This window comes from Pontibacter saemangeumensis (assembly GCF_039541895.1).
Taxonomy (GTDB): domain Bacteria; phylum Bacteroidota; class Bacteroidia; order Cytophagales; family Hymenobacteraceae; genus Pontibacter; species Pontibacter saemangeumensis.
Genome location: NZ_BAABHC010000006.1, coordinates 44,376 through 65,894, shown reverse-complemented (window position 1 = coordinate 65,894; position 21,519 = coordinate 44,376). Strand labels below are relative to the sequence as shown.

Below are 21,519 nucleotides of genomic sequence, written 5' to 3'. Positions count from 1 at the left end.
TTTCAATTTACTGATTCAACTATTCAAAAGTCAGTCATTCAGCGATTGCCTTCAGCTGCAGGCTGAAGACGGTGGGGCCGCCAAGCTGCGAACTGACCCGGATGCTGCCACCGTGCTGGCGCAGGATCTGCTTCGACAGGCTGAGGCCAATGCCGGAACCCTGCTTTTTGGTGGTGTAAAAGGGGAGAAAAATCTTATCCAGCACATCCTCCGGGATGCCGGCGCCGTTATCGGTGACGTCAATCCTGACTTTACTCTTTTCCTGCTCCGGTATATAGGCCAGCACCTCCACGCAGGGTTTCGCCACTGCCTCGCAGGCTTCCATGCCATTCTTGATGAGGTTAATCAGCACCTGTTCCAGTTGCTCCGCATCACCGAGCAGCGTTAGTTTTTCATCCGGCATATATAGCTTCAGGCTGATGCGCTGTGTCTGCATGCTAGGTTGCAGCAGCCGCCTCACATTCTGCAGCAGCTCCCTGACCTTTACCGGCCGGAGCTCCGAAGCCGGCAGGCGCATCAGGCGGCGGTAGTTCTTCACAAAGCTGAGCATCCCGGCGCTGCGTTTCTCGATGGTTTGCAGACCCGCCTGCATGTCCTCCAGCACCTCCTCCTCAATCGCCTCCCCTGCCGCCTGCTTCGCGATCACCTCCGTTTCCAGCAAACCGGCCACTGTCGAGGTAAGCGAGATAACGGGAGTCACGGAGTTCATGATCTCGTGTGTGAGCACCCGGATCACCTTCTGCCATGTCTGCAGCTCCTGCTCCTCCAGTTCCGATTGTATGTTCTGCATCGTCACGATCCGGAGCAGCTGCCCCTGCAAGAGCAGCTCCGTCACGTGCAGGTTCAGCAGCAGCTGCTCCTGCTCCAGCGCCACCGTCACCAGCGTCTTCTCGTTGTGCGGCGTCTGCCACAGGGCCCGCACCAGATCCGGACTCACCCGCTCCAGTGACTGCACATGGCGCAGGTACGGCACGCGCAGCAGGTCCTTAAACACCTGGTTCACCAGTTGCACCTCCCCTTCGGCGTCGTATGTGAGGATACCGATCCCGACCTGCTCTACAATCGTCTGCAGGTAGTGGTGGTGCGCCTGCTGCTCCGTCTTCACCCGCTGGAAAGCCTCTGAAATATCGTTGAAGCTGCCATACAGGTCCCGGAAAGAAGAATTTGTGCCTTCTGCGGCAAAGCGCTGGGTAAAATCAGAGTGTTTGATAGCCTCCAGGAAACTGCTGATATCGCGGTTGGTGCGCTCCACGAAAAAAAGCATGTCATACAGCTGGAACACCGCCAGCAGGAGCAGGCAGAAGGCGGTGATATACCAGTCGGTGCGGTAAACTACGAAGATGGCCACCACGATAACGGCTACCAGCAGCAGCAGGCGCAGCAGCAGCTTCGCCTTAAAGCCATTAAAGACCATGTTTCTCGATTCTGCGGTAGAGGGCGGTGCGGGTAATGCCCAGTTCTTTGGCCGCGTGCGTGATGTTGCCGCTGTGTTTTACCAGTGCCTTCTGCACCATCATCTTCTCCAGCGCGTCCAGGGTGTAATCATTTCCGGTGATGTCGGTGGCCCTTTGCTGCTGCTCCGGAGAAGCACCTGCTGGGGCGAAATAAAAGTCATCGGCCTGCAGTTCGTCCCCGTCACACAGGATCACGGCCCGCTCCAGGGCATGGTCCAGCTCGCGGATGTTGCCGGGCCAGTGGTACTCGCCCAGGCGGCGCAGCGTGGCCGGGTTTAATTTCAGGTCAGGGCGGTCGTACTTCTGGCTGTAGATCTTCAGGAAGTGCTGGGCCAGCAGTTTTATATCCTCGCGCCGCTCCCGCAAGGGCGGGAGGTGTATCTCCACGGTGTTGATGCGGTACAGCAGGTCCTGCCGGAAGCTGCCCTCGCGCACCATCTCGTACAGGGGCATGTTGGTGGCGCAGATCAGCCGGATGTTGATGGGCCGGGGTTTGTTGGTGCCCAGCCGGATCACCTGCCGGCTCTGCAGCACCGTCAGCAGCTTGGCCTGCAACGCCAGCGACAGGTTGCCGATCTCGTCGAGGAACAGCGTGCCGCCGGTGGCTGCCTCAAACCGGCCCGCACGGTCTTCCTTGGCATCGGTATAGGCCCCTTTGGCGTGACCGAACAGCTCGCTCTCAAACAGGGTGGTACTCACGGCGCCCAGGTCCACTTTCTCGAAAACCTCTTTGGCGCGCTTCGACTTTTGATGAAGCGCCCGCGCGGCCACTTCTTTGCCGGTGCCGTTCTCGCCCAATATGAGCACGTTGGCGTCGGTGCCGGCCACTTTCTCAATCGTCTGGTACACCCGCTGCATGGCCGGCGACACCCCGATGAACTCGCCGTAATGGTAGGCGGTGTTTTGCTGCACCGCCGCCTCGGCTGTCCGTACCTCCTCGCTGCTTTTCTTCCGGCACGCCGATTTCAGGATTGCCACCAGCTTCTCGTTCTGCCAGGGCTTCAGCACAAAATCCGCCGCCCCTTCCTTCAGCGCGCGCACCGCCAGCTCGATGTCCCCGTAGGCCGTCATCAGAATCACGCTCGTGGCAGGTGAAATCTGCCGAATCTGCTTCAGCCAGTGCAACCCTTCCTTGCTGGACGTGGCCCCGGTGCTGTAGTTCATATCCAGCAGCACCACGTCCACTACCCGCTCCTGCAGCAGCGTGGGTATCTGATAGGGGTCTGAGGTGGTTTGGACAGCGGTAAAATGCTGCTTCAGCAACAACCTGCCCGCCGTCAGGATATCTTCCTGGTCGTCTACTACCAGTATGTTGCAGGGAATTTTAGTCATAGTTGCGTGCGCATATACAGGAGTTTGTCTTGTAAAAATACGTTTTTATATGGCTTTTGCCATGCCTGTGCCTAAGAATACGATCCTTAGCACAATTCTCCTGATGGGGGCGAGGCACTTGTTCCAGGGGTTGTTCGGATGCAGACACTCAGGTGTTCGGAAGCGGACACTAAAGACATAGGCATTTTTATATGAATACACATAAATATCTGATATACAATAACATAATAAACATGGCATACTTATTGGCAAATGCAAAACAGACAGTACGATAAATTCCATACGACCTAACACATACCTCTGAAATGGACCGAGTAATTGAGAAGAAAACGAACACGCCGAAACGAATTGCTCTTATAGCAGGCGCTGCAGCTGTGCTTGTGCTGATCATCTATAACCTGCTTTTCGCAGAGCATACCTCCAAGCTGAACGTGGACAGTGAGCGCGTGACACTCGGGAGCGTGAAGGAAGGCGTTTTTCAGGAGTTCATTGCCATTGACGGCTCTGTGGAACCGCTCAAAACATTTTACCTCGACATTGCAGAAGGCGGACGTGTGGAGCAGATCTATACCGAGGACGGACAAACCGTGGAGGTCGGTGACACCATTCTGAAACTTTCGAACACGACCCTGCAAATTGACTTCATGACGCGCGAGTCGCAGCTATATGACCTGATGAACGAGCGCCAGAACTCAGAGATCACGATGAAGCAGGACCTGATCCGGAAGGAGAACGAGCTGGCGGAGATTGAATACAACCTGGCCCAGGCCAAGCGCAGCTACGATCGGAACAAGATGCTGATCGCTGAGAAGGTGATCCCGCAGGAGGAATTCCAGGCGTCACAGGATGAGTTTAACTACCTGACCAAGCGCAAAACCCTGGCGGAGCGCTCTGTGAAGCAGGATGCCCAGTTGATGAACGACCGCCTGCGCCAGCTGGACCTCTCCATCTCCCGCATGAGCGCCAACATCGACATGGCCCGCAACACCCTCGACAATTTATATATAACCGCCCCGATAGCCGGGCAGCTCTCCACGCTGAAGGCGGAGGTAGGCGAGTCGAAGGGGGCGGGCGAGAACATTGGCCAGGTCGATAACCTGAGCGGCTATAAGGTTTCTGCCAACATCGACCAGCATTATATCTCCCGGGTATATGAGGGCCTCACCGGCACTTTCGACTTCAACGGCAAGACCCACGAAGTGAAGATCGCCAAGGTGTTCCCGGAGGTGCAGAACAACACTTTTAAAGTGGATATGGAGTTTGCCGGCGCCGCGCCGGAAGGCATCCGCCGCGGCCAGACGCTGCAGCTGAAGCTGAACCTGAACGATGGCGGCAAGGCGGTGCTGGTGCCTCGTGGCGGCTTCTACCAGAGCACGGGCGGCAACTGGGTGTTTGTGGTGGATGAGTCCGGTAACTATGCCACGAAGCGCAACATTAAATTGGGCCGCCAGAACCCGAACCATTACGAAGTGCTGGACGGCCTGCAGCCCGGCGAAAAAGTAGTGCTCTCGTCCTACGACAGCTACGGCGACATCGACAGGCTGGAGTTGAAGTAATTGCTGGTTTTTAGTTGCTGATTGTTAAATGATTGAATGGTTGAATGGCTACATGTTTGAAATATTTTAGTATGAAGCTATATATAAACAACCTCATCAGCCTATACCTTAAATAGCTAATTAAATAAATAAAGCAACTGAGAAACAACCATTTCAAAATTAAGTCCTTCAACAATTGACAATCAACAACCAACAATCAGCCACCATTAGTACAAAATAAAACTACAAAGAACTCTCACATCACAAAGACAAAAACATGAACAAGGAAGATTTGATTATCGAAACGCAGAACCTGCAGAAGAAATACGTAACGGACACGGTGGAGACCACCGCCCTCGCCGGTGTTGACCTGAAAATTGCCAAGGGCGAGTTTGTGGCCATCATGGGCCCGTCTGGCTGCGGCAAGTCCACGCTGCTCAACATCCTGGGCATGCTCGACAGCCCTTCGTCCGGTAGCTTCAACTTCCTGGGCCAGGACATCAGCAACGCAACCGAGCGGCAACGCGCCAAGCTGCGCAAGGAGAACCTGGGTTTCGTGTTCCAGAGCTTCAACCTGATCGACGAGCTGACCGTGTCGGAGAACATTGGCTTGCCGCTTGCTTACCTGGGGGTTTCGAAAGACGAGACGAACAAGCGCGTGCAGGCGGCCATGGAGCGCATGGGCATCGCGCACCGCCGCAACCACTTCCCGCAGCAACTGTCGGGCGGCCAGCAGCAGCGGGTAGCCATTGCCCGCGCCACGGTCTCCAACCCCAGCCTGATCCTGGCCGATGAACCGACCGGTAACCTCGACTCGGTGCATGGCCGGGAGGTGATGGCGCTGTTGTCGGAGTTGAACGAGGCCGGCACCACCGTTGTGATGGTGACGCACTCGCCTTCCGACGCCGAGTACGCCCACCGCATTGTGAACCTGTTCGATGGCCAGATTGTGACGGAAAACCTGAACGTGAAGCGCCACGCAGCCGAGTTGCTGTAGGCGATTTATATAGAAGAAACGTTGTTTGTAATAGCAGTGTAGGCGTGGACGGCTGTTGACGCCTACCTTTACAAACCTCTCTTTTGCTGCGCCTGTAGAGCCAGCGTCTCAGGCCGCGTGAAGCATGCCTTGATCACCCAACGGCTTCATTCCCGAAGAGAAAACGGCATATAGGATGCTCTGAATTTTTAGAGCCAGGTTTATGATCATCTAAAACAACTTCCTCTGCCCGTGCCCCAAAATGGCGCTGCCATGGTGCTCGCCTGTGAATACCCTTGCTGATTCCTGAAGCCTCTTATATACACCGATATGCTGTACAACTACCTGAAGATCGCGTTCCGCAACTTTGCCCGCAACAAAGTCTACTCGGCCATCAACATTGGCGGGCTGGCCATCGGGGTGGCGTCCTGTGTTCTGATCTTTCTGTACGTGCAGGATGAGTTGAGTTATGAAAGCCATTTTACAAAGGCAGACCGCATTGTGCGCCTGGCCGGCGAGATAAAGTTTGAGAGCCAGGAGCCGAATAAGTTTGCCCTCTCGCCTGCTGCCCTGGAGCCTGCCCTGCGCCGGGAGTTCCCGGAAATAGACAACGTGACGCAGTTGCTGCCCGCCCGCACCCAGACGGTGTGGTACGAGGAGAAAAGCTTCAACGAGAAAGACATGGTCTTTGCCGACAGTTCCTTGTTTCAGGTGTTTGATTATGAACTCCTGGCCGGCGACCCTAACACCGTACTGGACGAACCGCTGACGATGGTGGTAAGCGAGGATATGGCCGAAAAATATTTCGGGGAGGTGGAGAACGCGCCGGGCGAGTTGTTGAAAGTCGGCAATGTATCTTACAATGTGACCGGTGTTTACCGCGACCCGAAGCATTCCCACATCAAGGCAAGCGCCTTTATTTCGCGGAGCGCCTACGATGCCTCCCTGGATGCGGACACCCGCACCAACCAGTGGTTTGCCCTGAACCGGTATACCTACGCCCTGCTGCAAAACCCCGAGCAGTTACCCGCCTTCAAAGAAAAATTGGACGCCTTCACCGCCAGCACTGTTACACCCTGGATAAAGGAGAATGAGCTGAACGCAACTATGAAGTTTGTGCTGCAGCCGCTCAAATCCATTCACTTCGACACAGAGTATGGCGCCGACATTAGCCCTGCCGGGAACATCTCCTACGTGTACATCTTTGCGGCCGTGGCTGTCTTTATCCTGCTCATCGCCTGCATCAACTATATGAATCTGGCCACCGCCCGCTCGGCCAGGCGCGCCAAAGAAGTGGGCCTGCGCAAAGTGGTGGGCGCCTACCGCAGCCAGATCATCCGCCAGTTCATAGGCGAGTCGGTGCTGATAACGCTGATTGCCGTGGTGCTGGCGCTTGGCATCGTGCAGATGCTGATCCCGACATTCAATGCGCTGACAGACAAAAACTTCGCTTCCAGCTTCCTTTTCCAGTGGGAGTTTCTGCTGGTGGTGCTGGCTATTGTGGTGTTTGTGGGGGTGGTGGCAGGCAGCTACCCGGCCTTCTTCCTCTCCGGTTTCAAGCCCATCGATGTGCTGAAGTCAGATAAAGCCCCGAAGAGCGGCAGCGTGTCGCTGCGGAGGGGGCTGGTGGTGGCGCAGTTCACCATTTCGCTCATCCTGATCATCGGCACCATTGTGGTGTTCACGCAGATGCATTACTTGCGCAGCCAGGATCTGGGCTTCAACAAAGAGCAGGTGATGGTTATCGACATCCCTAACAACGACTCAACTCTGGTGCAGCGCCTCCCGACTTTAAAGCACCAGCTCCTGCGCAACCCGAATGTGGAGTTGGTTTCGAACACTAACGATATACCGGCAGAGTCGTTGTCGAAGCTGATGACACTGTCTGAGGTAGACGATAAAATGGTGGAGAGGGCCCTGAACGTGATGTTCGTGGACTACGATTTTCTGGATGTGCTGGGCATCGGAATGAAAGAGGGCCGCAACTACAGCCGCGAAATGAAAACGGACCTGAAGGGCGGGCTGATCATCAACGAAGCAGCCGCCAAATGGCTGGGCTGGTCGGAACCGATAGGCAAGCGCATGCAGATGGCTGACTGGGACGCCAAAATCATCGGTGTGGTGAACGACTTCCACGTGAAGTCGCTGCACACGGAGGTGGAGCCGCTGATACTGGCGCTCCGGCCTTCTTCTGCCGGTTACCTGCTGGCGCGCATCAAGCCGCAGGAAATGCCCGCTACCATCAGCTTTGTGGAAAGCGAGTGGCGCAACTTCGACTCCAGGCACCCCATGGAGTATTTTTTCCTGGACGAGCATTTCGACGAGCAGTACCGGGCCGAGGAGAAAATGCTGACGGTGTTCGGCTATTTCGCGGGCCTCACCATCCTGATTGCCTGCCTCGGCCTGTTTGGCCTGGCCTCTTACACCGCAGAGCAACGCACCAAAGAGATAGGCATCCGCAAAGTGCTGGGCTCCTCTACCGGCAGCATTGTCATGCTGCTGTCGAAAGACTTCGCCCTGCTGGTGCTGGTGGCCATCTTGCTGGCAAGCCCGGTTGCCTGGTACGGCATGAGCAGGTGGCTCCAGGATTTCGCTTACCGCGCCGAGCTGAGCTGGTGGGTGTTTGTGGTGGCAGGCGTTTCTGCCATGGCCATTGCACTGCTTACCGTGAGCCTGCAGGCCATGAAGGCGGCGTTCGCAGACCCTGTAAAATCGCTTCGGACGCAATAGCTTTATATAAACAGCTGATTTCACACCTATACAAGACATATGAAAAAGATAACTGTTTTCGGACTCCTCCTCTTCTTCCCATTGCAGGCACTGCTGGCGCAGCAGGAGTTCGTGTTTAAAAAAACCACCTCGGCGAGCGGCGCAAAAAAAGGCACGGTCACGCTGGAAATTCCGGCAGGCGAGCTGCAGGTAAATGCCGACGGGACTTCGCTGATGGACGCGCAGGTGCAGTACACCAAGGCTTCGTGGCTGCCGGTGTTCGCCAGCAACAACAGTAAAACGGAGCCCGAGGTAAGCATCCGGCAAAAGGAGATGTCTGACAACAACGGCAAAGACGTGAAGAACGAGTGGAATATAAACCTGAGCAAAACCACTCCCCTTGATCTATATATAAAAATGGGCGCGGGCAAGTCTACGCTGGACCTGCAGAACAGCCACGTCAACAAACTCACGATGGACGCCGGCGCCGTGGGCTCCGACATAGACCTGCGCGGCAGCAAGGTAAGCGACGTGACCGTGAATGCCGGTGTGGGCGAAGTGAACCTGGACCTGCGGGGCAAATGGGACCACGACGTGGACGTGGACGTGTCCGGCGGCATCGGCGATGTGCGCATCCGGGTGCCTAAAGGCACTGGTGTGCGCGTGAAAAGCAGCGGCCTCGGCAGCAGAAACATGAAAGGGCTGCACCAGGAAGGCAACGCCTACGTGAACGCGGCGCTGGGCAAAAGCAAGCACGTGATTGACATTACGGTGGCAGGCGGGCTGGGCAGTATCAGCGTGCTGCAGGACGAGTAGCCACCGAGAACTGAGACGGGCGCAGAAGTATGGTTTAGAGAAATGACACCATTTATATATTCACTTGAGCGGCAGAGTAGATCGTTTTCATCCTTTCAAACGCTGACATCCCTTAGAAGTGCTTGGTGTTCCTGAAATTTTGATCACTTAGACCAGAGGTGCTTTTCAGGTGGTTTGCAGCCAGACAGCAAAATTTTATCACGGCTGAAGCAACCTTACTGTCTGAAGCATCATCTTTGAAAATAAAGATATAAACTATGAAAAGTACCCCAGCTGTTTTCCTTACCTCGCTCGCAGTCAGTGCCTTCAGCCTGACCATCCCATTGCCAGCTGCAACTACTGTGCTGAATCTTTTCATAGGAGAGGATGTATCGGTGCAGCATATAGCCCAGGCAAACGAAGAGTTACATCCGCGCACTCCTCGGGAGATAGACGGCGCAACCAAAAAGCCCGCTTGCCCTAACAGGAAGCAGAACACCAAAGAAGAAGCAGATTTTAAGGCAGACGTTTCCCGCACTGAGGTCTCCGCCAGTATAAAGCGCATCTTACCTGGCACCTTCCTGAAGAGGCTTTTGCGGGCAACGGACCGAACGCAGCCGCTTCAGTTAGCCTATGCCGCGCCCTTTCGCCTTGCCAGCGGCGGCTTACTGAACAGGAGTGAGGGACTATTCAAACTGGTGGACAGGAGATTCCTGTAAGAGGCAGTACCCAGCGCGGCATTTTCCTGTGGCATCGGCGAGGCGCAGCGGGTAAGTGCCAGGCGACAGGCGGAACATCCTCCATTGGGAGGCTATTTTGCAACTTGCCGCTGACGCCTTGTGGTAGTTTATATATGAATCCCGCCCGTTAGTCGAATAAGCTCCAATCAGATCCCCTGAAAAGCTATCTTCACAGAAAGCAAAAAACCATAGCTGGGGCAAGCCTTGAAAGCAGCCAGCTTTTCAAAGAACCAGCGTACGTTTGCTCCCATATATGATCCGAAGCCTGAATTCCTCTTTCTGCCGACACAGCGCCCTTGGCGTGCAGGACAATTTGTTTGCCGGGCCAGGATGCCGGAGTTCCGGGATTTACGGAAGGCTCATCGGGCTGCTTCTCATCAACTGCTCGGCGGCCAACCTGATTGTACAGACCGAGCAGTCGTTTCCGCAGTATTACCCTGCGTCTCAATTAACAGCCGTCGGCTTTTTGTTTTGGGCGTAGGACCCGCCCCGGCGGATACCTATATATCCCGTAGCCGTAAACAACAGATCAGCCGTTTGGCTGTTAACGAACCGACTGCATTCCACAAAAAACAAGACATGACGTTAAAAAAGACATTTCTGCTGCTTGGCCTGGTACTGAACCTTACAATCTCCGGCTACGCCAGCCAGCAGGACAGCACTGCAGCGCGATACGACTTTACCATCGACCTGACACGGGTGAAAGACGACAAGGTGCAGGTCACGCTGCAGGCGCCGCCCATCAGCAAGAGCGAGATTATATACATAATGCCCAAGATTGTGCCGGGTACCTACTCCGTCTCTGACTTCGGTAAGTTTATATCTGATTTCGCTGCCTACGACGCCAAAGGCAAAGCGCTTGCTGTGCAGCAACTGGACGCCAACCGCTGGAAGATCAGCAACGCGCAGTCGCTCGCAAGGATCACCTACTGGGTGGATGACACCTTTGATGCGGCCAAGCGCGAGGATGTGCTGTTCGAGCCGGGCGGCACCAACATAGAGGCAGACAAGAATTTCCTGCTGAACACCTTCGGCTTTGTCGGCTATTTTGAAGACATGAAGCAAGTGCCCTACGCGCTGAACATCACCAAGCCACCGGGCTTCTACGGCTCTACCGCCCTGCAGGCCGTCGCCTCCACCGACTCCTCTGACTGCTACCTCGTGCCCAACTATATGGACCTGGCCGATTCGCCGCTGATGTACAACCGCCCCGATACCACCGTGCTGGAGATGGGCGAAACAGAAGTGCTGGTGTCGGTGTACTCCCCTTCGGGCAATGTGACCTCCGGGCCTGTCGCGGCCACGGTGAAAAGCATACTGGAGGCGCAGCGCAGCTACTTGGGTGGCACCCTGCCCGTTGAGAAATACGCCTTTATCATCTATGTGCCGGAACGCGTGGGCAAGTCAGGCTCCTACGGTGCGCTGGAGCACTCCTACTCTTCTGTCTACTTTCTCCCGGAAATGCCGGAGGAGCAGTTCAGCAGCACCATCCGGGACGTGGCCGCGCACGAGTTTTTCCATATCGTAACGCCGCTGAGCATCCATTCCGAGGAAATCGGCAACTTTGATTATATCAACCCGAAGATGTCGCGGCACCTGTGGCTGTATGAGGGCGTCACCGAGTATTTCGCCTCGCATGTGCAGGTCTTCGAAGGGCTGTACGACCTGGAAGCGTTCCTTGATAAAGTGCGGGAGTATATCCTCACCTCAAAAGTATATTACAACGACACGCTGCCTTTTACAGAGATGAGCGCCGAGGTGCTGACAAAGTACGAGGATGAGTATCCCAATGTATACCAGAAAGGCGCGCTGATCGGGCTGGTGCTGGATGTGACGCTCAGGGACCTCTCGGACGGCAAGTATGGCCTGCGCGACCTGATGCTGGACCTCTCCAAAACCTATGGCAAGGATAACGCCTTCAAAGACGGGGAGCTTTTCGACAAAATCGCGGAGCTTACCTACCCCGAGGTGCGGGAGTTTTTCGCAAAGCACGTGGAAGGCCCGGAGCCGCTGCCGCTGGAAGAGACGTTCCGGAAAGTGGGCATCCGGTATGAGCCGGTGGCCACAGCGCAGGTAATCTCTTACGGCGGTTTCATTCCAGGCTTTGACCAGGAGGCCGGGAAAATCACCGTGGCCGAAACCGAGGACATGGATGCCTTCGGAAGGAAAATGGGCTTTCAGGTTGATGACCAGTTGCTGGAGTTGAACGGCACGGACATTACGCCCCAGAACATCCGGGAGGTGATCGGGGACCAATTGCAGCAGTTGGAGCCGGGCGAGAAAATAACTATCACGGTGGGCCGCATGAATGGCAAAGGCAAGCTAAAGAAGAAGAAGCTGAAAGGCAGGGCCACCGCCGTGGAGCGCCAGCAAATGCACGTGCTGGAGCCCGACCCGAACGCAACGCCGGAGCAGAAAGCGCTGCGTGCCGCCTGGCTGAATGATGAGAAATAAGTTAATTGCTTATTGTTAATTGTTGATATGCTACACGTCTTTATGGTTGTTCCTCTTTTAAACTCACAGATAACACCGCATCCATATATAGAGAATAAATCAAAACCATGAAGTGCCGAAATAGCGCAGGCATATAAGGCAACTATATATGTCTACAGCCTAATAATTAAAAAAATTAGCCTTACGTGTTTCCGATAGATTATTTTAACAATCAACAAGAAGCGATCAGCAACAGCAATTAAACCGCCACTAGTATAAAATAAAACCATGAAAAGATTAACATCTGCAGCCCTGCTGAAAAAGCTGGGAGGGCTGGCCTTTTGCCTCAGTTTAGCATTTGCCGCACAGGCACAGGAATCCCTGACACTCGACCGCAGCCTCGAACTGGCCCGCCAGCACAACGTGACGCTGCGCCAGGCCCGCTACAGCAGCACCAAGGCAGACATTAACCTGCGTCGAAACAAGTTTGGCTATTTGCCCGTGCTCACGGCCAACACCGACGTCAGCCGCATAAACGGCCTGACCTTCGATAACGTGTCGGGGCAGCTGAAGCGGGGCACCACCACCTCCTCTAACCCCTATATGGTGGGCGAGCTGGTGCTTTTCGACGGCCTTTCGAAACTCTACGAACTGAAGCGGGCAAAACAGCAGGCGCAGGCCACCAAATACACGGAGCAGCAGACGGACATCGAGCTGGAAGCAGCGGTCACGGGCTATTTTCTGCAGGCAGTGCTGGACCGGGAGAACGTGACTATTGCCCAGGAGCGCATACAGCTGCTGGAGCAGCAACTGGGTAAGATGGAGAAGCTGGAGCAGGCCGGTGTGCGCACCCAGGACGATATATACCAGCTGAAGGCCCAGCTCGCCACCGAGAAGCTTAACCTGATCACGCACACGAACAGCTACCGCCAGGCCATGCTCGCACTGGGGCAGCAGATGAACGCAGGCAGCAGCACGGACTTTGAGTTAGAGGTGCCCGCCACGCCCGTAGACATCACCGCGGAACTGCCCACGCTGGAGCGCGTCCTGGAGCGGGCAACTAGTTTCTCGCCGCAGCTCAAAGCCTCTGCGGCCACGCTGGAGGCCACCAGGAGCAGCTTAAAAGTAGTGCGCAGCGGTTTTGCCCCCACTCTCAGCCTGCAGGGCATCATCGGCTCTAACTTCTCAAGCAACATCCTCCAGCAAAACCCGGAGACGCAGCAGATGGAGCAGATCCGGTATGTAGACCAGCTGGACCTGAACCAGCAGAAGATCGTGCAGCTGAACCTTCGGATACCTGTGTTCAACGGGCTGAGCAGGCATTTTGAGGCACAGTCGGCGCGGGTGGACCTGCATAACGCCGAGCTGGACTATGCAGCAGCACAAAATGCCCTGCGCCAGACGGTGGAGCAGGCCTACCAGGATGTGCTGGCCGCCCGCGAGAAGTACAACACCGTGACAGCCAACCTGGAGTATACCGAGAAAGCCTTTGAATCAGCGAAGCGGAAGTACGAAGCGGGCACAGTGGACTTTTTCTCCTATATGGAATCCCTCAACAACAAAAACAAGGCGCAGGCGGAGCTGTTACAAAGTAAGTGCGAGTACTATTTCAAACGGCGCATTCTGGAGCTTTACCAGGGTTAGGCACATTTGCCGCTAATCCGCTGTTTCAGAAGCCGCTCCCTTGGGGCGGCTTTTTTTTCTGAACGCACCTGGATTTTAAGACATATGGTAAACCAATTGCAACTTATATGTGTAAAAACTGTACTTTAACAAACTTTTTTAGCTCGATAATGAGTTTCGTAAATTTACAGCCAAGCACCTTTAACCACCGGCCCTGATGCGGTTTTTTCACCTTTCGCTCACCTGCATGCTTCTGTTTCTTTCTGCACACTGCTTCGCCCAGAAAGCCGTGGTGCGGGGAGTTGTGCGGGGAACCACTGACGGGGAGATTCTTATAGGAGCCACGGTAGCCGTTCCGGCGCTGAACCTGGGCACCATCACGAACGAAAATGGCTCTTACACCCTCACCCTGCCTGCTGGCGAACATGAGGTGCATGCTTCCTACCTTGGCTACGCCAGCCATACCCGGCAGGTGCGTATAACGGACACAGAACAGCAGCAGCGCCTGAACTTTTCGCTGGAGCCCACCAACACAGAGCTGAGAGAGGTGCAGGTAGAGACCAATACGCTCCGCCAGAAGCTCAACGATACCCGCATGAGCGTAGAGCGCCTCACTGCGCGCGAGGCAAAGCTGCTACCCGCCCTCTTCGGGGAGGTGGACCTGGTGAAAGTGCTGCAGCTGAAGCCCGGCGTCCAATCCGGTGGGGAAGGCACCTCGGGCCTGTATGTGCGTGGCGGCGGACCTGACCAGAACCTGGTGCTGTTAGATGACGCTGTTATATATAACCCCTCCCACCTCTTCGGCTTTTTCAGCGTGTTTAACCCGGACGCAGTGGAAAGCGTGGAACTGTACAAGGGCGGTTTTCCGGCCCAGTACGGGGGCAGGCTCTCTTCGGTAATGGAGGTGAAGCTGAACGATGGGAATAACCAGGGCGTACGGGCAAACGGCGGCCTAGGCCTCATCGCCTCGCGCCTGACGGTAGACGGCCCCATCATCAAAGACAAGCTCCGTTTCGTCGTATCCGGCCGCCGCACCTATGCCGACATTTTCACGCGCCAGATAAACCGCCTCAGCGAAGGCAAGGAAGACTACAGCCCCATCCCGGACTACTACTTCTATGACCTCAACGCAAAACTCACTTATAAACTCGGGCGGAACGATGAACTGAGCCTTAGCGGGTACTACGGGCGCGACTTCTTCGGGTTTAACGACGATGACTTCAAGTTTGGCTTTGACTGGGGCAACACCATGGGCACCCTGCGCTGGCGCCATAAGTTTAACAACAGCCTGTACGCCACCTCCTCCGTTCAAACCACCCGCTACCAATACAGCATCAAAAATGAGATCGATGTGTTTAATCTGAGCCTCACTTCCGCAGTCCGGGACTACACTTTTAAAACAGACTTCGACTTGTTTCTGAAGGGCGGGCACAGCGTTAAGTTCGGGGCCATGGCCACCCACCACCATTTCACGGTCGGCCGCCTTAGTTTCCAGGCCTCGGACAGCACCCTTAACTTAGGGGCTGGCACTACCTATAGCGGCGTGGAGTTTGGCGCCTACGCCTCCGACGATTACCAGGTAAACGCCAGACTGTCGGTTAATTATGGCTTGCGCCTGTCAGGCTTCCGCAGCGACACCACCTATATAGCCTTTGAGCCGCGTACCGCCGTCAAGTACAACCTCAACGAAAGCACCTCCGTCAAGGCCAGCTTCGCCAGCATGAAGCAGTACATCCACCTGGTTTCTAACTCGGGCGCGTCGCTTCCCACCGACGTCTGGTACCCCTCTACCGCAGGGGTAGCCCCACAGCGCTCGCAACAGGTGGCGGCCGGGTTCAGCAAGTTATTCGGCCGGGGCCGGTACCTGCTCACAAACGAGGTCTACTATAAATGGATGCGCAACCAGCTGGACTTCAGGGACGGAGCTAACCTGTTTGTGAACGACAGCCTGCAGAAAGAATTCCTGTTCGGCCTGGGGCGCAGCTACGGCAACGAGATTTACCTGGAGAAGATAAAGGGCAAGACGACGGGCTGGGTGGGCTACACCCTCTCTTGGACTTACCGCAAGTTTGACGGGAGCAACGACCTCGACGACATCAACGACGGCAATTGGTTCCCGACCCGCTACGACCGCCGCCACGACCTGAGCCTGGTGCTGCTGCACCAGCTGAACAAGCGCCTGAGCCTGACGGGGAGCTTTGTTTTCAGTTCCGGTAACCCTTACTCCATACCGGTTGCCCGCATGGCCTTTCAGGATGTGGAGGGCAAGGGCACTTCCATTGTGCCGATATACGAAGACCGCAACTCCTACAGGCTCAGCTCTTACCACCGCCTCGACCTGAGTGCTGTGCTGAAACTAAGGCCAAAGCGTGGTGAGGCCGACCTGACTTTCAGCGTATATAATGCCTACAACCGGCGCAACCCCTACTTTGTGTATTTCGACCAGGTAAAAGACAAGGAAAGGCGGGACGTGGTGCGTTTCCAGGCAAAGCAGGTGTCGCTGTTCCCCATCATACCCTCTGTTACCTATAATTTCAAATTCTGATGAACCCAAAGCACCTGCTTTACGCGCTGCTGCCGCTTGCGGCCCTCCTCTATGGCTGCGACTTAAACAAGGATATAGACGTTGCCTTGCCGGCGCATGAACCCGTGCTGATTGTGGAGGGTTACCTTGTGCCGGGCGAGCCCTACCGCATTGCGGTGCACGAGAGCTCCGGTTACTTCGACCCTCCTACAGCCCCGCTCGTGCCGGACGCAAAGGCCTATATTACCCACAACGGGCGCCGCATTGAGTTAGAGTACAAGCCGAAGCTGGACGAGCAGGCTAATTTTATATATACCCACAGTGCCTCGGAGGTGATGGAAGGAAAGCCCGGAGACGTGTATAGCCTGGAGGTTTCGGACGACAAGGGCCGCAGGATCACAGGCATCACCACCATACTGCCTGCTGTGCCCATCGATACCATCGAATGGCGCTTTGATGAGGATGACGAAGAGGCGCTGTTGCTCACATCTTTCTACGACGATGGCAGCACCAGCAATTACTATCGCTATATGACCAACCGCGACAGCCTGAACAACGGCACGGAGCAGGATATCAAAACCTCTGACAACCTGACCAACGGCACGCGCGTCTCCTTTGGGTCTACTTACTTCTATGATCCGGGTGACACGGTGATCGTTACGCTGTATAACATGGAGAAACAGTATTATGATTTCCTGGTCTCCACCTCCAACGCGAAGGACGCCAACGGGAACCCCTTCGCGCAGCCATCAAAAATCAGGTCGTCTGTGCAGGGTGGCATGGGTATCTTCACAAATCTCGCGTTCGACCGAAAGGTTGTCATTATCAAATAACAATATGAAAAACCTCGCGTCGTGCGCAGCTCCCGCGAGTCAGGATTGTAGCTTCGGACGCTCGCGGGAGCTACGCACGACGCGGGGTCTGCAGGATACATCCTTACGCTTGACTTATATATGGCCGCAGCAATTTCCTGCGTCAAATCCGCTTGATCAGCTCCCGGATGAGCAGGGTCATGCGGGGTTCGGCTAAGGCGGCGGCTTTCAGAATGTCTGACAGCGCCACCTTTTTAATTCTATCGGGGGTACACATATCCGTGATCACGGAAATGGCAAACACCGGCATGTCCATATGCCGCGCCGCAATCACCTCCGGCACGGTAGACATGCCGACCGCGTCAGCCCCGATCGTGCGCAGGTACCGGTACTCCGCTTTTGTCTCCAGCATCGGCCCCGGCACGCTCACATACACGCCCTCCTGCAGCAAGATGCCGTTGTCTTCGGCCACCACCATGGCCTCCCGCACCAGGTGCTCATCATAAACCTCGCTCATGTCCGGGAAGCGCGGGCCCAGTTCATCCAGGTTCTGCCCGATCAGCGGGTTGGTGGGCAGCAGGTTAATATGGTCTGTCAGCACCATCAGGTCGCTAGTGCTGAAACTTGGGTTTAGGCCTCCTGCTGCATTCGAAACAATCAGTTGCCGTACGCCCAGCAGTTTCATCACGCGCACCGGGAACACCACCTGCTCCATGGTATAGCCCTCGTAATAGTGGAAGCGCCCCTGCATGACCACCACCTTCCGGCCAGCCAGCAGCCCCAGGATCAGCTTGCCAGAATGGCTCTCTACCGTAGAAACCGGGAAGTGCGGGATATCGGCATAGGACAAGGCATACTGTACCTCCACATCCTTCACCAGCGCTCCTAAGCCCGTGCCCAGTATGATTCCGAATTCAGGCACAAAGCCGCCTGTGTTTTCTTGTATATAGGTAGTGGTGGCGTGTAACTGCTGCATCATATATGATTTTATAATAAAAAATGCTGAACAAGTGAACCCTAAAGCGACGAAGTTAGATGGACTTAGGTCCTGTAACCGGCATCCAAACGTTTGAGGCGCGGCCAAAATTGCAAAAAATAGCGCTGACTTAAAATTAAAAAACCGCTCCCGGGCATCATGCCTGGGAGCGGTTTTACAGCTTCTGTTGTTTTACTGAACTGGTTGAATGAAATGCTTATGCAAATCCGGTTTCCCGGCATGCAATAATCTATAAATTGATTACTCCACGCTCAGGTCGTAAGGCATACGGGCCTGTATCCCGTGCAGGTTGCTCACCTTTTTGTACAGCTTATAGTACGGGTACAGCTCGCCAAGCTCCAACTTGATCGACTGCTCCTTTGCCTGCGCCCCAAAGCTGCTGAATATCTCATCGAAGAATGACTTGCGGGCGGGCAGTGGTTTCAGGCGGTAATCATCCTCTACATTGGCTTTTTTAGCGGCAATGGCGATGGCTTCCTCCAGGCCGCCGTAAACGTCCACCAGGTTGCGCTGCTTCGCCTCGATGCCAGACCAGACGCGGCCGGATGCGTACTCTTTCAACTTGTCCTGGGTCATGTTCCGGCCCTTGGCTGCCTTGCTGGTGAAAGTCTCGTATATCTGGTCGATCTGCGTCTGCACGATCTCCTGCTCCTGCGCCGTCATGGGGCGGGTAATCGTCGGGGTGTCAGAGAACTTACCCGTGTTCACGTGGTCCACGGTGATGCCCATTTTGTCATTCAGAAAGCCCTGCATGTTCGGGATAACGCCGAACACTCCGATGCTGCCGGTAATCGTGTTGGGATGCGCCACGATGGTATCGCAGCCCATGGCGATATAATACCCGCCTGAGGCAGCCACATCAGACATAGAGGCAATGACCGGCTTCTTTTCTTTGGTAAGCTGCACCTCGCGCCAGATAACGTCCGATGCCAGGGCGCTGCCGCCCGGGGAGCTGATGCGTAGGACCACCGCCTTCACGTTCTCGTCCAGGCGGGCGTTGCGCAGCGCATCGGCAAAACGGCGGCTACCGATATTGCCTTCGTCGCCTTCCCCGTCCACGATGTCGCCCTCGGCATATATCACGGCGATGCGGTTCTTGGATGTGCTTACCTTGATGTTATCTTTTACTTTTTTGTACTTATCGAGCTGCACCAGCTCTATTTTATCTTCGTCTTCGATGCCGGTTTTCTCTTTCATGAAGCTGATCGCCTGGTCGAAGTACCCGATATCGGTTATCAGCTTGTACTTCCGGGCGTCCTCCGGGTCGCGCACCAGCAGGTTGTCCTGCACGTTCTTCAGCTCTGCCATCTCCACACCGCGTGATTTGGCGATCTGCTCCAGTTGGTAATTGTTGATGGAGTTCAGGAAGGAGTTCAGCTGCTCCCGGTTCGCGTCGCTGGCCTTCTCTAAGAAGAAAGGCTCCACGGCGCTTTTGTACGTACCCACTTTGAAGATCTGGGCCTCAATGTCCAGCTTGTCCAGCAGGCGCTTGAAGAAATACATTTCGGAGCTCATGCCGTTAAACTCCACAGTCCCCATGGGGTTGAGGTAGATTTTGTCGGACACGGACGCTACATAATACGCCTTCTCGGTCGCCAGGTCGGTGTAGGACACGACGAACTTGCCGGACTTCTTGAACTCGATCAGCTCGTTCCGGATCTCCTCCAGTTTCGCCATGCCGGCATCCACAAAGGTCATATTCAGGAAAATACCCTCGATGTTATCGTCCGTCTTCGCGCGCCGGATAGCTGCTTTTATCTGGTCCAGCCCATCGGTGCTGGCGAAAGCGCCGAACGAGAAGCCAAGCTCAGCCAGGGGGTTATCAGGGTCGCGCTCCGAGATGGGTTTGTCCAGCTTCAGTTCCAGCACAGAGCCTTCGGCCACGGTTACTTCATCAGCGGAGGCCGAGCTGGCGGCAATACCGAGTAAAATCAGGAAACTGATAAAAAAGAATATGAACAGGCCTACTATCGTGCCCAGCACATATTTCAGAAAACTTAGCATGTTGTATATGGGTTAATTATTTGTACGGTTTTTAAGACGGAATGCAGTGCGTCTCCATAGCAATATACAAAAATAAGGCAATTTGTTCAGCCGAATCACACCTTCTCGACCAACCCTCCCTTTTTATAGACAAACGTGGGAAAGTTAAAAATTTAAAAATTTAGAGAGTTAGAGAGGTTAGTACCTGATACGTACACGGCTTATATATAAACTGCGCCCTTCCCTCACACTTCAAATCAACACGCTTACAGCTTTCTAACTTTTCAACTTTCTAACTCTATAACTCTTTAACTTCTAATACCCATACTTCTTCCCCCACTGCGCCTGCAGCTGCTTGCGCATCTCGTTCTCGCGGCCGTTCTGGCCGGGCTGGTAAAAGGCGGTGCTGCTGAGCTCTTGCGGCATAAACTCCTGCTGCACGAAATTGCCTTCGTAGTCGTGGGCGTATTTGTAGTTGTTGCCGTAGCCGATCTCCTTCATCAGCTTGGTGGGCGCGTTGCGGATGTGCAGCGGCACCGGCAGGTTGCCCGTTTGCTGCACCAGCGCCCGCGCCTGCTTGATGGCCTTGTAGGAGGCATTGCTCTTGGGCGAGGTGGCCAGGTAAACGGTGCATTGCGACAGGATGATTTCCGCCTCGGGATAGCCGATCATCTGCACCGCCTGGAAGCAGGACGTGGCCATGAGCAGCGCGTTGGAGTTGGCCAGCCCAATGTCCTCGGAGGCAGCGATGAGCAGGCGGCGGGCAATGAACTTGGGGTCTTCGCCGCCCTCGATCATGCGGGCCAGCCAGTACACGGCCGCGTTCGGGTCAGAGCCCCGGATGGACTTTATGTAGGCCGACACCAGGTCGTAGTGCATCTCCCCCGATTTGTCGTACATGACGATGTTTTGCTGCGCCACCTGCTTCACCAGTTCGTTTGTCAGCACCACCTCATCGCCTGCCTGGGCTTCGGCCACGATCTCGAGCAGGTTCAGCAGCTTACGCGCATCGCCCCCGGAGATGGTCAGCAGCGCCTCGTACTCCTCAATCCGCACGTTGCGGTGCCGGATCCACTCGTCCTGCTCCAGCGCCTTGTCCACCAGTTCGACCAGTTCGTCCTTTGTTAAATGCTTGAGTATATATACCTGGCAGCGCGAGAGCAAAGCAGAGATCACCTCAAACGAGGGGTTCTCGGTGGTGGCACCCACCAGCGTAACCGTTCCTTTCTCCACGGCACCCAGCAGCGCGTCCTGCTGCGACTTGTTGAAGCGGTGAATCTCGTCAATGAACAGCACCGTGCCCTGCCGCTTCCGGGCCTGCTCAATCACCTCGCGGATGTCTTTCACGCCGGAGTTGATAGCACTCAGGGCTACAAACGGCACCTTCATCTGGTTGGCAATGATGTTGGCCAATGTAGTTTTGCCCACGCCGGGCGGGCCCCACAAAATCATGCTCGGGATCACGCCGCCCTCTATATAGCGGCGCAGGATGCCGCTGGGGCCAACAAGGTGCTTCTGGCCGTAGTACTGGTCCAGGTTATGGGGGCGCATGCGCTCGGCAAGCGGTATGTTCGGATGGTTCATCGGCTGTCTAAAACTCCGGGTT

General features: G+C 55.3%; 15 protein-coding genes. 10 read left to right on the top strand and 5 right to left on the bottom strand.

Going from position 1 to position 21,519, the window contains the following annotated elements; all coding sequences use genetic code 11:
- Positions 1-34 precede the first annotated feature (34 nt).
- Both ABD920_RS08350 and ABD920_RS08345 read right to left on the bottom strand, forming a co-directional pair.
- Positions 35-1,414, bottom strand: a complete 1,380-nt coding sequence (locus ABD920_RS08350) for a sensor histidine kinase (RefSeq protein WP_345158241.1) — start codon at positions 1,412-1,414, stop codon at positions 35-37.
- Positions 1,404-2,786: a sigma-54-dependent transcriptional regulator gene (locus ABD920_RS08345; RefSeq protein ID WP_345158240.1), complete on the bottom strand. Its 1,383-nt coding sequence runs from the start codon at positions 2,784-2,786 to the stop codon at positions 1,404-1,406. Before ABD920_RS08345 ends, ABD920_RS08350 begins: the two co-directional genes overlap by 11 nt.
- Before the next feature lie 305 nt (positions 2,787-3,091).
- Here ABD920_RS08345 and ABD920_RS08340 point away from each other — a divergent pair, with 305 nt between their 5' ends.
- The 10 genes from ABD920_RS08340 (at position 3,092) to ABD920_RS08295 (ending at position 16,954) form a co-directional block, all read left to right on the top strand.
- Positions 3,092-4,342: an efflux RND transporter periplasmic adaptor subunit gene (locus tag ABD920_RS08340; RefSeq protein WP_345158239.1), complete on the top strand. Its 1,251-nt coding sequence runs from the start codon at positions 3,092-3,094 to the stop codon at positions 4,340-4,342.
- Positions 4,343-4,598: 256 nt separating this feature from the next.
- On the top strand, positions 4,599-5,318 hold the full coding sequence (locus ABD920_RS08335; protein ID WP_345158238.1) for an ABC transporter ATP-binding protein: 720 nt from the start codon (positions 4,599-4,601) through the stop codon (positions 5,316-5,318).
- A 309-nt stretch (positions 5,319-5,627) separates the two neighbouring features.
- Entirely contained in the window at positions 5,628-8,027 is a 2,400-nt protein-coding gene (locus ABD920_RS08330) for an ABC transporter permease (RefSeq protein ID WP_345158237.1), read from the top strand.
- Between the two features lie 39 nt (positions 8,028-8,066).
- Positions 8,067-8,822, top strand: a complete 756-nt coding sequence (locus ABD920_RS08325) for a toast rack family protein (RefSeq protein ID WP_345158235.1) — start codon at positions 8,067-8,069, stop codon at positions 8,820-8,822.
- 257 nt (positions 8,823-9,079) lie between these two features.
- Entirely contained in the window at positions 9,080-9,520 is a 441-nt protein-coding gene (locus tag ABD920_RS08320) for a hypothetical protein (RefSeq protein ID WP_345158234.1), read from the top strand.
- A gap of 274 nt (positions 9,521-9,794) precedes the next feature.
- Positions 9,795-10,022 carry a hypothetical protein gene (locus ABD920_RS08315; RefSeq protein ID WP_345158233.1) on the top strand — a complete coding sequence of 76 codons (228 nt, stop codon included), beginning with the start codon at positions 9,795-9,797 and terminating at the stop codon, positions 10,020-10,022.
- Between the two features lie 98 nt (positions 10,023-10,120).
- Positions 10,121-11,995: a M61 family metallopeptidase gene (locus ABD920_RS08310; RefSeq protein ID WP_345158231.1), complete on the top strand. Its 1,875-nt coding sequence runs from the start codon at positions 10,121-10,123 to the stop codon at positions 11,993-11,995.
- A gap of 267 nt (positions 11,996-12,262) precedes the next feature.
- Complete coding sequence (locus ABD920_RS08305) at positions 12,263-13,618, top strand: TolC family protein (RefSeq protein ID WP_345158229.1); 1,356 nt, start codon at positions 12,263-12,265, stop codon at positions 13,616-13,618.
- A 226-nt stretch (positions 13,619-13,844) separates the two neighbouring features.
- Complete coding sequence (locus ABD920_RS08300; RefSeq protein ID WP_345158228.1) at positions 13,845-16,142, top strand: TonB-dependent receptor; 2,298 nt, start codon at positions 13,845-13,847, stop codon at positions 16,140-16,142.
- Positions 16,142-16,954 (top strand): DUF4249 domain-containing protein, encoded by an 813-nt coding sequence (locus ABD920_RS08295; RefSeq protein WP_345158227.1) that lies wholly within the window; start codon positions 16,142-16,144, stop codon positions 16,952-16,954. Before ABD920_RS08300 ends, ABD920_RS08295 begins: the two co-directional genes overlap by 1 nt.
- 142 nt (positions 16,955-17,096) lie before the next feature.
- On the opposite strand, the gene ABD920_RS08290 is transcribed toward ABD920_RS08295, so the two are convergent.
- The 3 genes from ABD920_RS08290 to ABD920_RS08280 form a co-directional block, all read right to left on the bottom strand.
- On the bottom strand, positions 17,097-17,912 hold the full coding sequence (locus tag ABD920_RS08290) for a purine-nucleoside phosphorylase (RefSeq protein WP_345158226.1): 816 nt from the start codon (positions 17,910-17,912) through the stop codon (positions 17,097-17,099).
- Between the two features lie 258 nt (positions 17,913-18,170).
- The gene (gene sppA / locus ABD920_RS08285; RefSeq protein WP_345158225.1) at positions 18,171-19,934 is read right to left on the bottom strand and encodes a signal peptide peptidase SppA; all 1,764 of its coding nucleotides are present in this window, start codon (positions 19,932-19,934) and stop codon (positions 18,171-18,173) included.
- A gap of 294 nt (positions 19,935-20,228) precedes the next feature.
- A complete protein-coding gene (locus ABD920_RS08280) occupies positions 20,229-21,497 on the bottom strand; it encodes a replication-associated recombination protein A (protein WP_345158223.1) in 1,269 nt (422 codons plus the stop codon).
- Positions 21,498-21,519: the final 22 nt, after the last annotated feature.

Coding starts and splice junctions, on each gene's coding strand:
- ABD920_RS08330 (WP_345158237.1), top strand. CDS start 5,628: ATGCTGTACAACTACCTGAAGATCGCGTTCCGCAACTTTGCCCGCAAC.
- ABD920_RS08350 (WP_345158241.1), bottom strand. CDS start 1,414: ATGGTCTTTAATGGCTTTAAGGCGAAGCTGCTGCTGCGCCTGCTGCTG.
- ABD920_RS08345 (WP_345158240.1), bottom strand. CDS start 2,786: ATGACTAAAATTCCCTGCAACATACTGGTAGTAGACGACCAGGAAGAT.
- ABD920_RS08305 (WP_345158229.1), top strand. CDS start 12,263: ATGAAAAGATTAACATCTGCAGCCCTGCTGAAAAAGCTGGGAGGGCTG.
- ABD920_RS08290 (WP_345158226.1), bottom strand. CDS start 17,912: ATGATGCAGCAGTTACACGCCACCACTACCTATATACAAGAAAACACA.
- ABD920_RS08325 (WP_345158235.1), top strand. CDS start 8,067: ATGAAAAAGATAACTGTTTTCGGACTCCTCCTCTTCTTCCCATTGCAG.
- ABD920_RS08315 (WP_345158233.1), top strand. CDS start 9,795: ATGATCCGAAGCCTGAATTCCTCTTTCTGCCGACACAGCGCCCTTGGC.
- ABD920_RS08310 (WP_345158231.1), top strand. CDS start 10,121: ATGACGTTAAAAAAGACATTTCTGCTGCTTGGCCTGGTACTGAACCTT.
- ABD920_RS08320 (WP_345158234.1), top strand. CDS start 9,080: ATGAAAAGTACCCCAGCTGTTTTCCTTACCTCGCTCGCAGTCAGTGCC.
- ABD920_RS08340 (WP_345158239.1), top strand. CDS start 3,092: ATGGACCGAGTAATTGAGAAGAAAACGAACACGCCGAAACGAATTGCT.
- ABD920_RS08300 (WP_345158228.1), top strand. CDS start 13,845: ATGCTTCTGTTTCTTTCTGCACACTGCTTCGCCCAGAAAGCCGTGGTG.
- ABD920_RS08295 (WP_345158227.1), top strand. CDS start 16,142: ATGAACCCAAAGCACCTGCTTTACGCGCTGCTGCCGCTTGCGGCCCTC.
- sppA (WP_345158225.1), bottom strand. CDS start 19,934: ATGCTAAGTTTTCTGAAATATGTGCTGGGCACGATAGTAGGCCTGTTC.
- ABD920_RS08335 (WP_345158238.1), top strand. CDS start 4,599: ATGAACAAGGAAGATTTGATTATCGAAACGCAGAACCTGCAGAAGAAA.
- ABD920_RS08280 (WP_345158223.1), bottom strand. CDS start 21,497: ATGAACCATCCGAACATACCGCTTGCCGAGCGCATGCGCCCCCATAAC.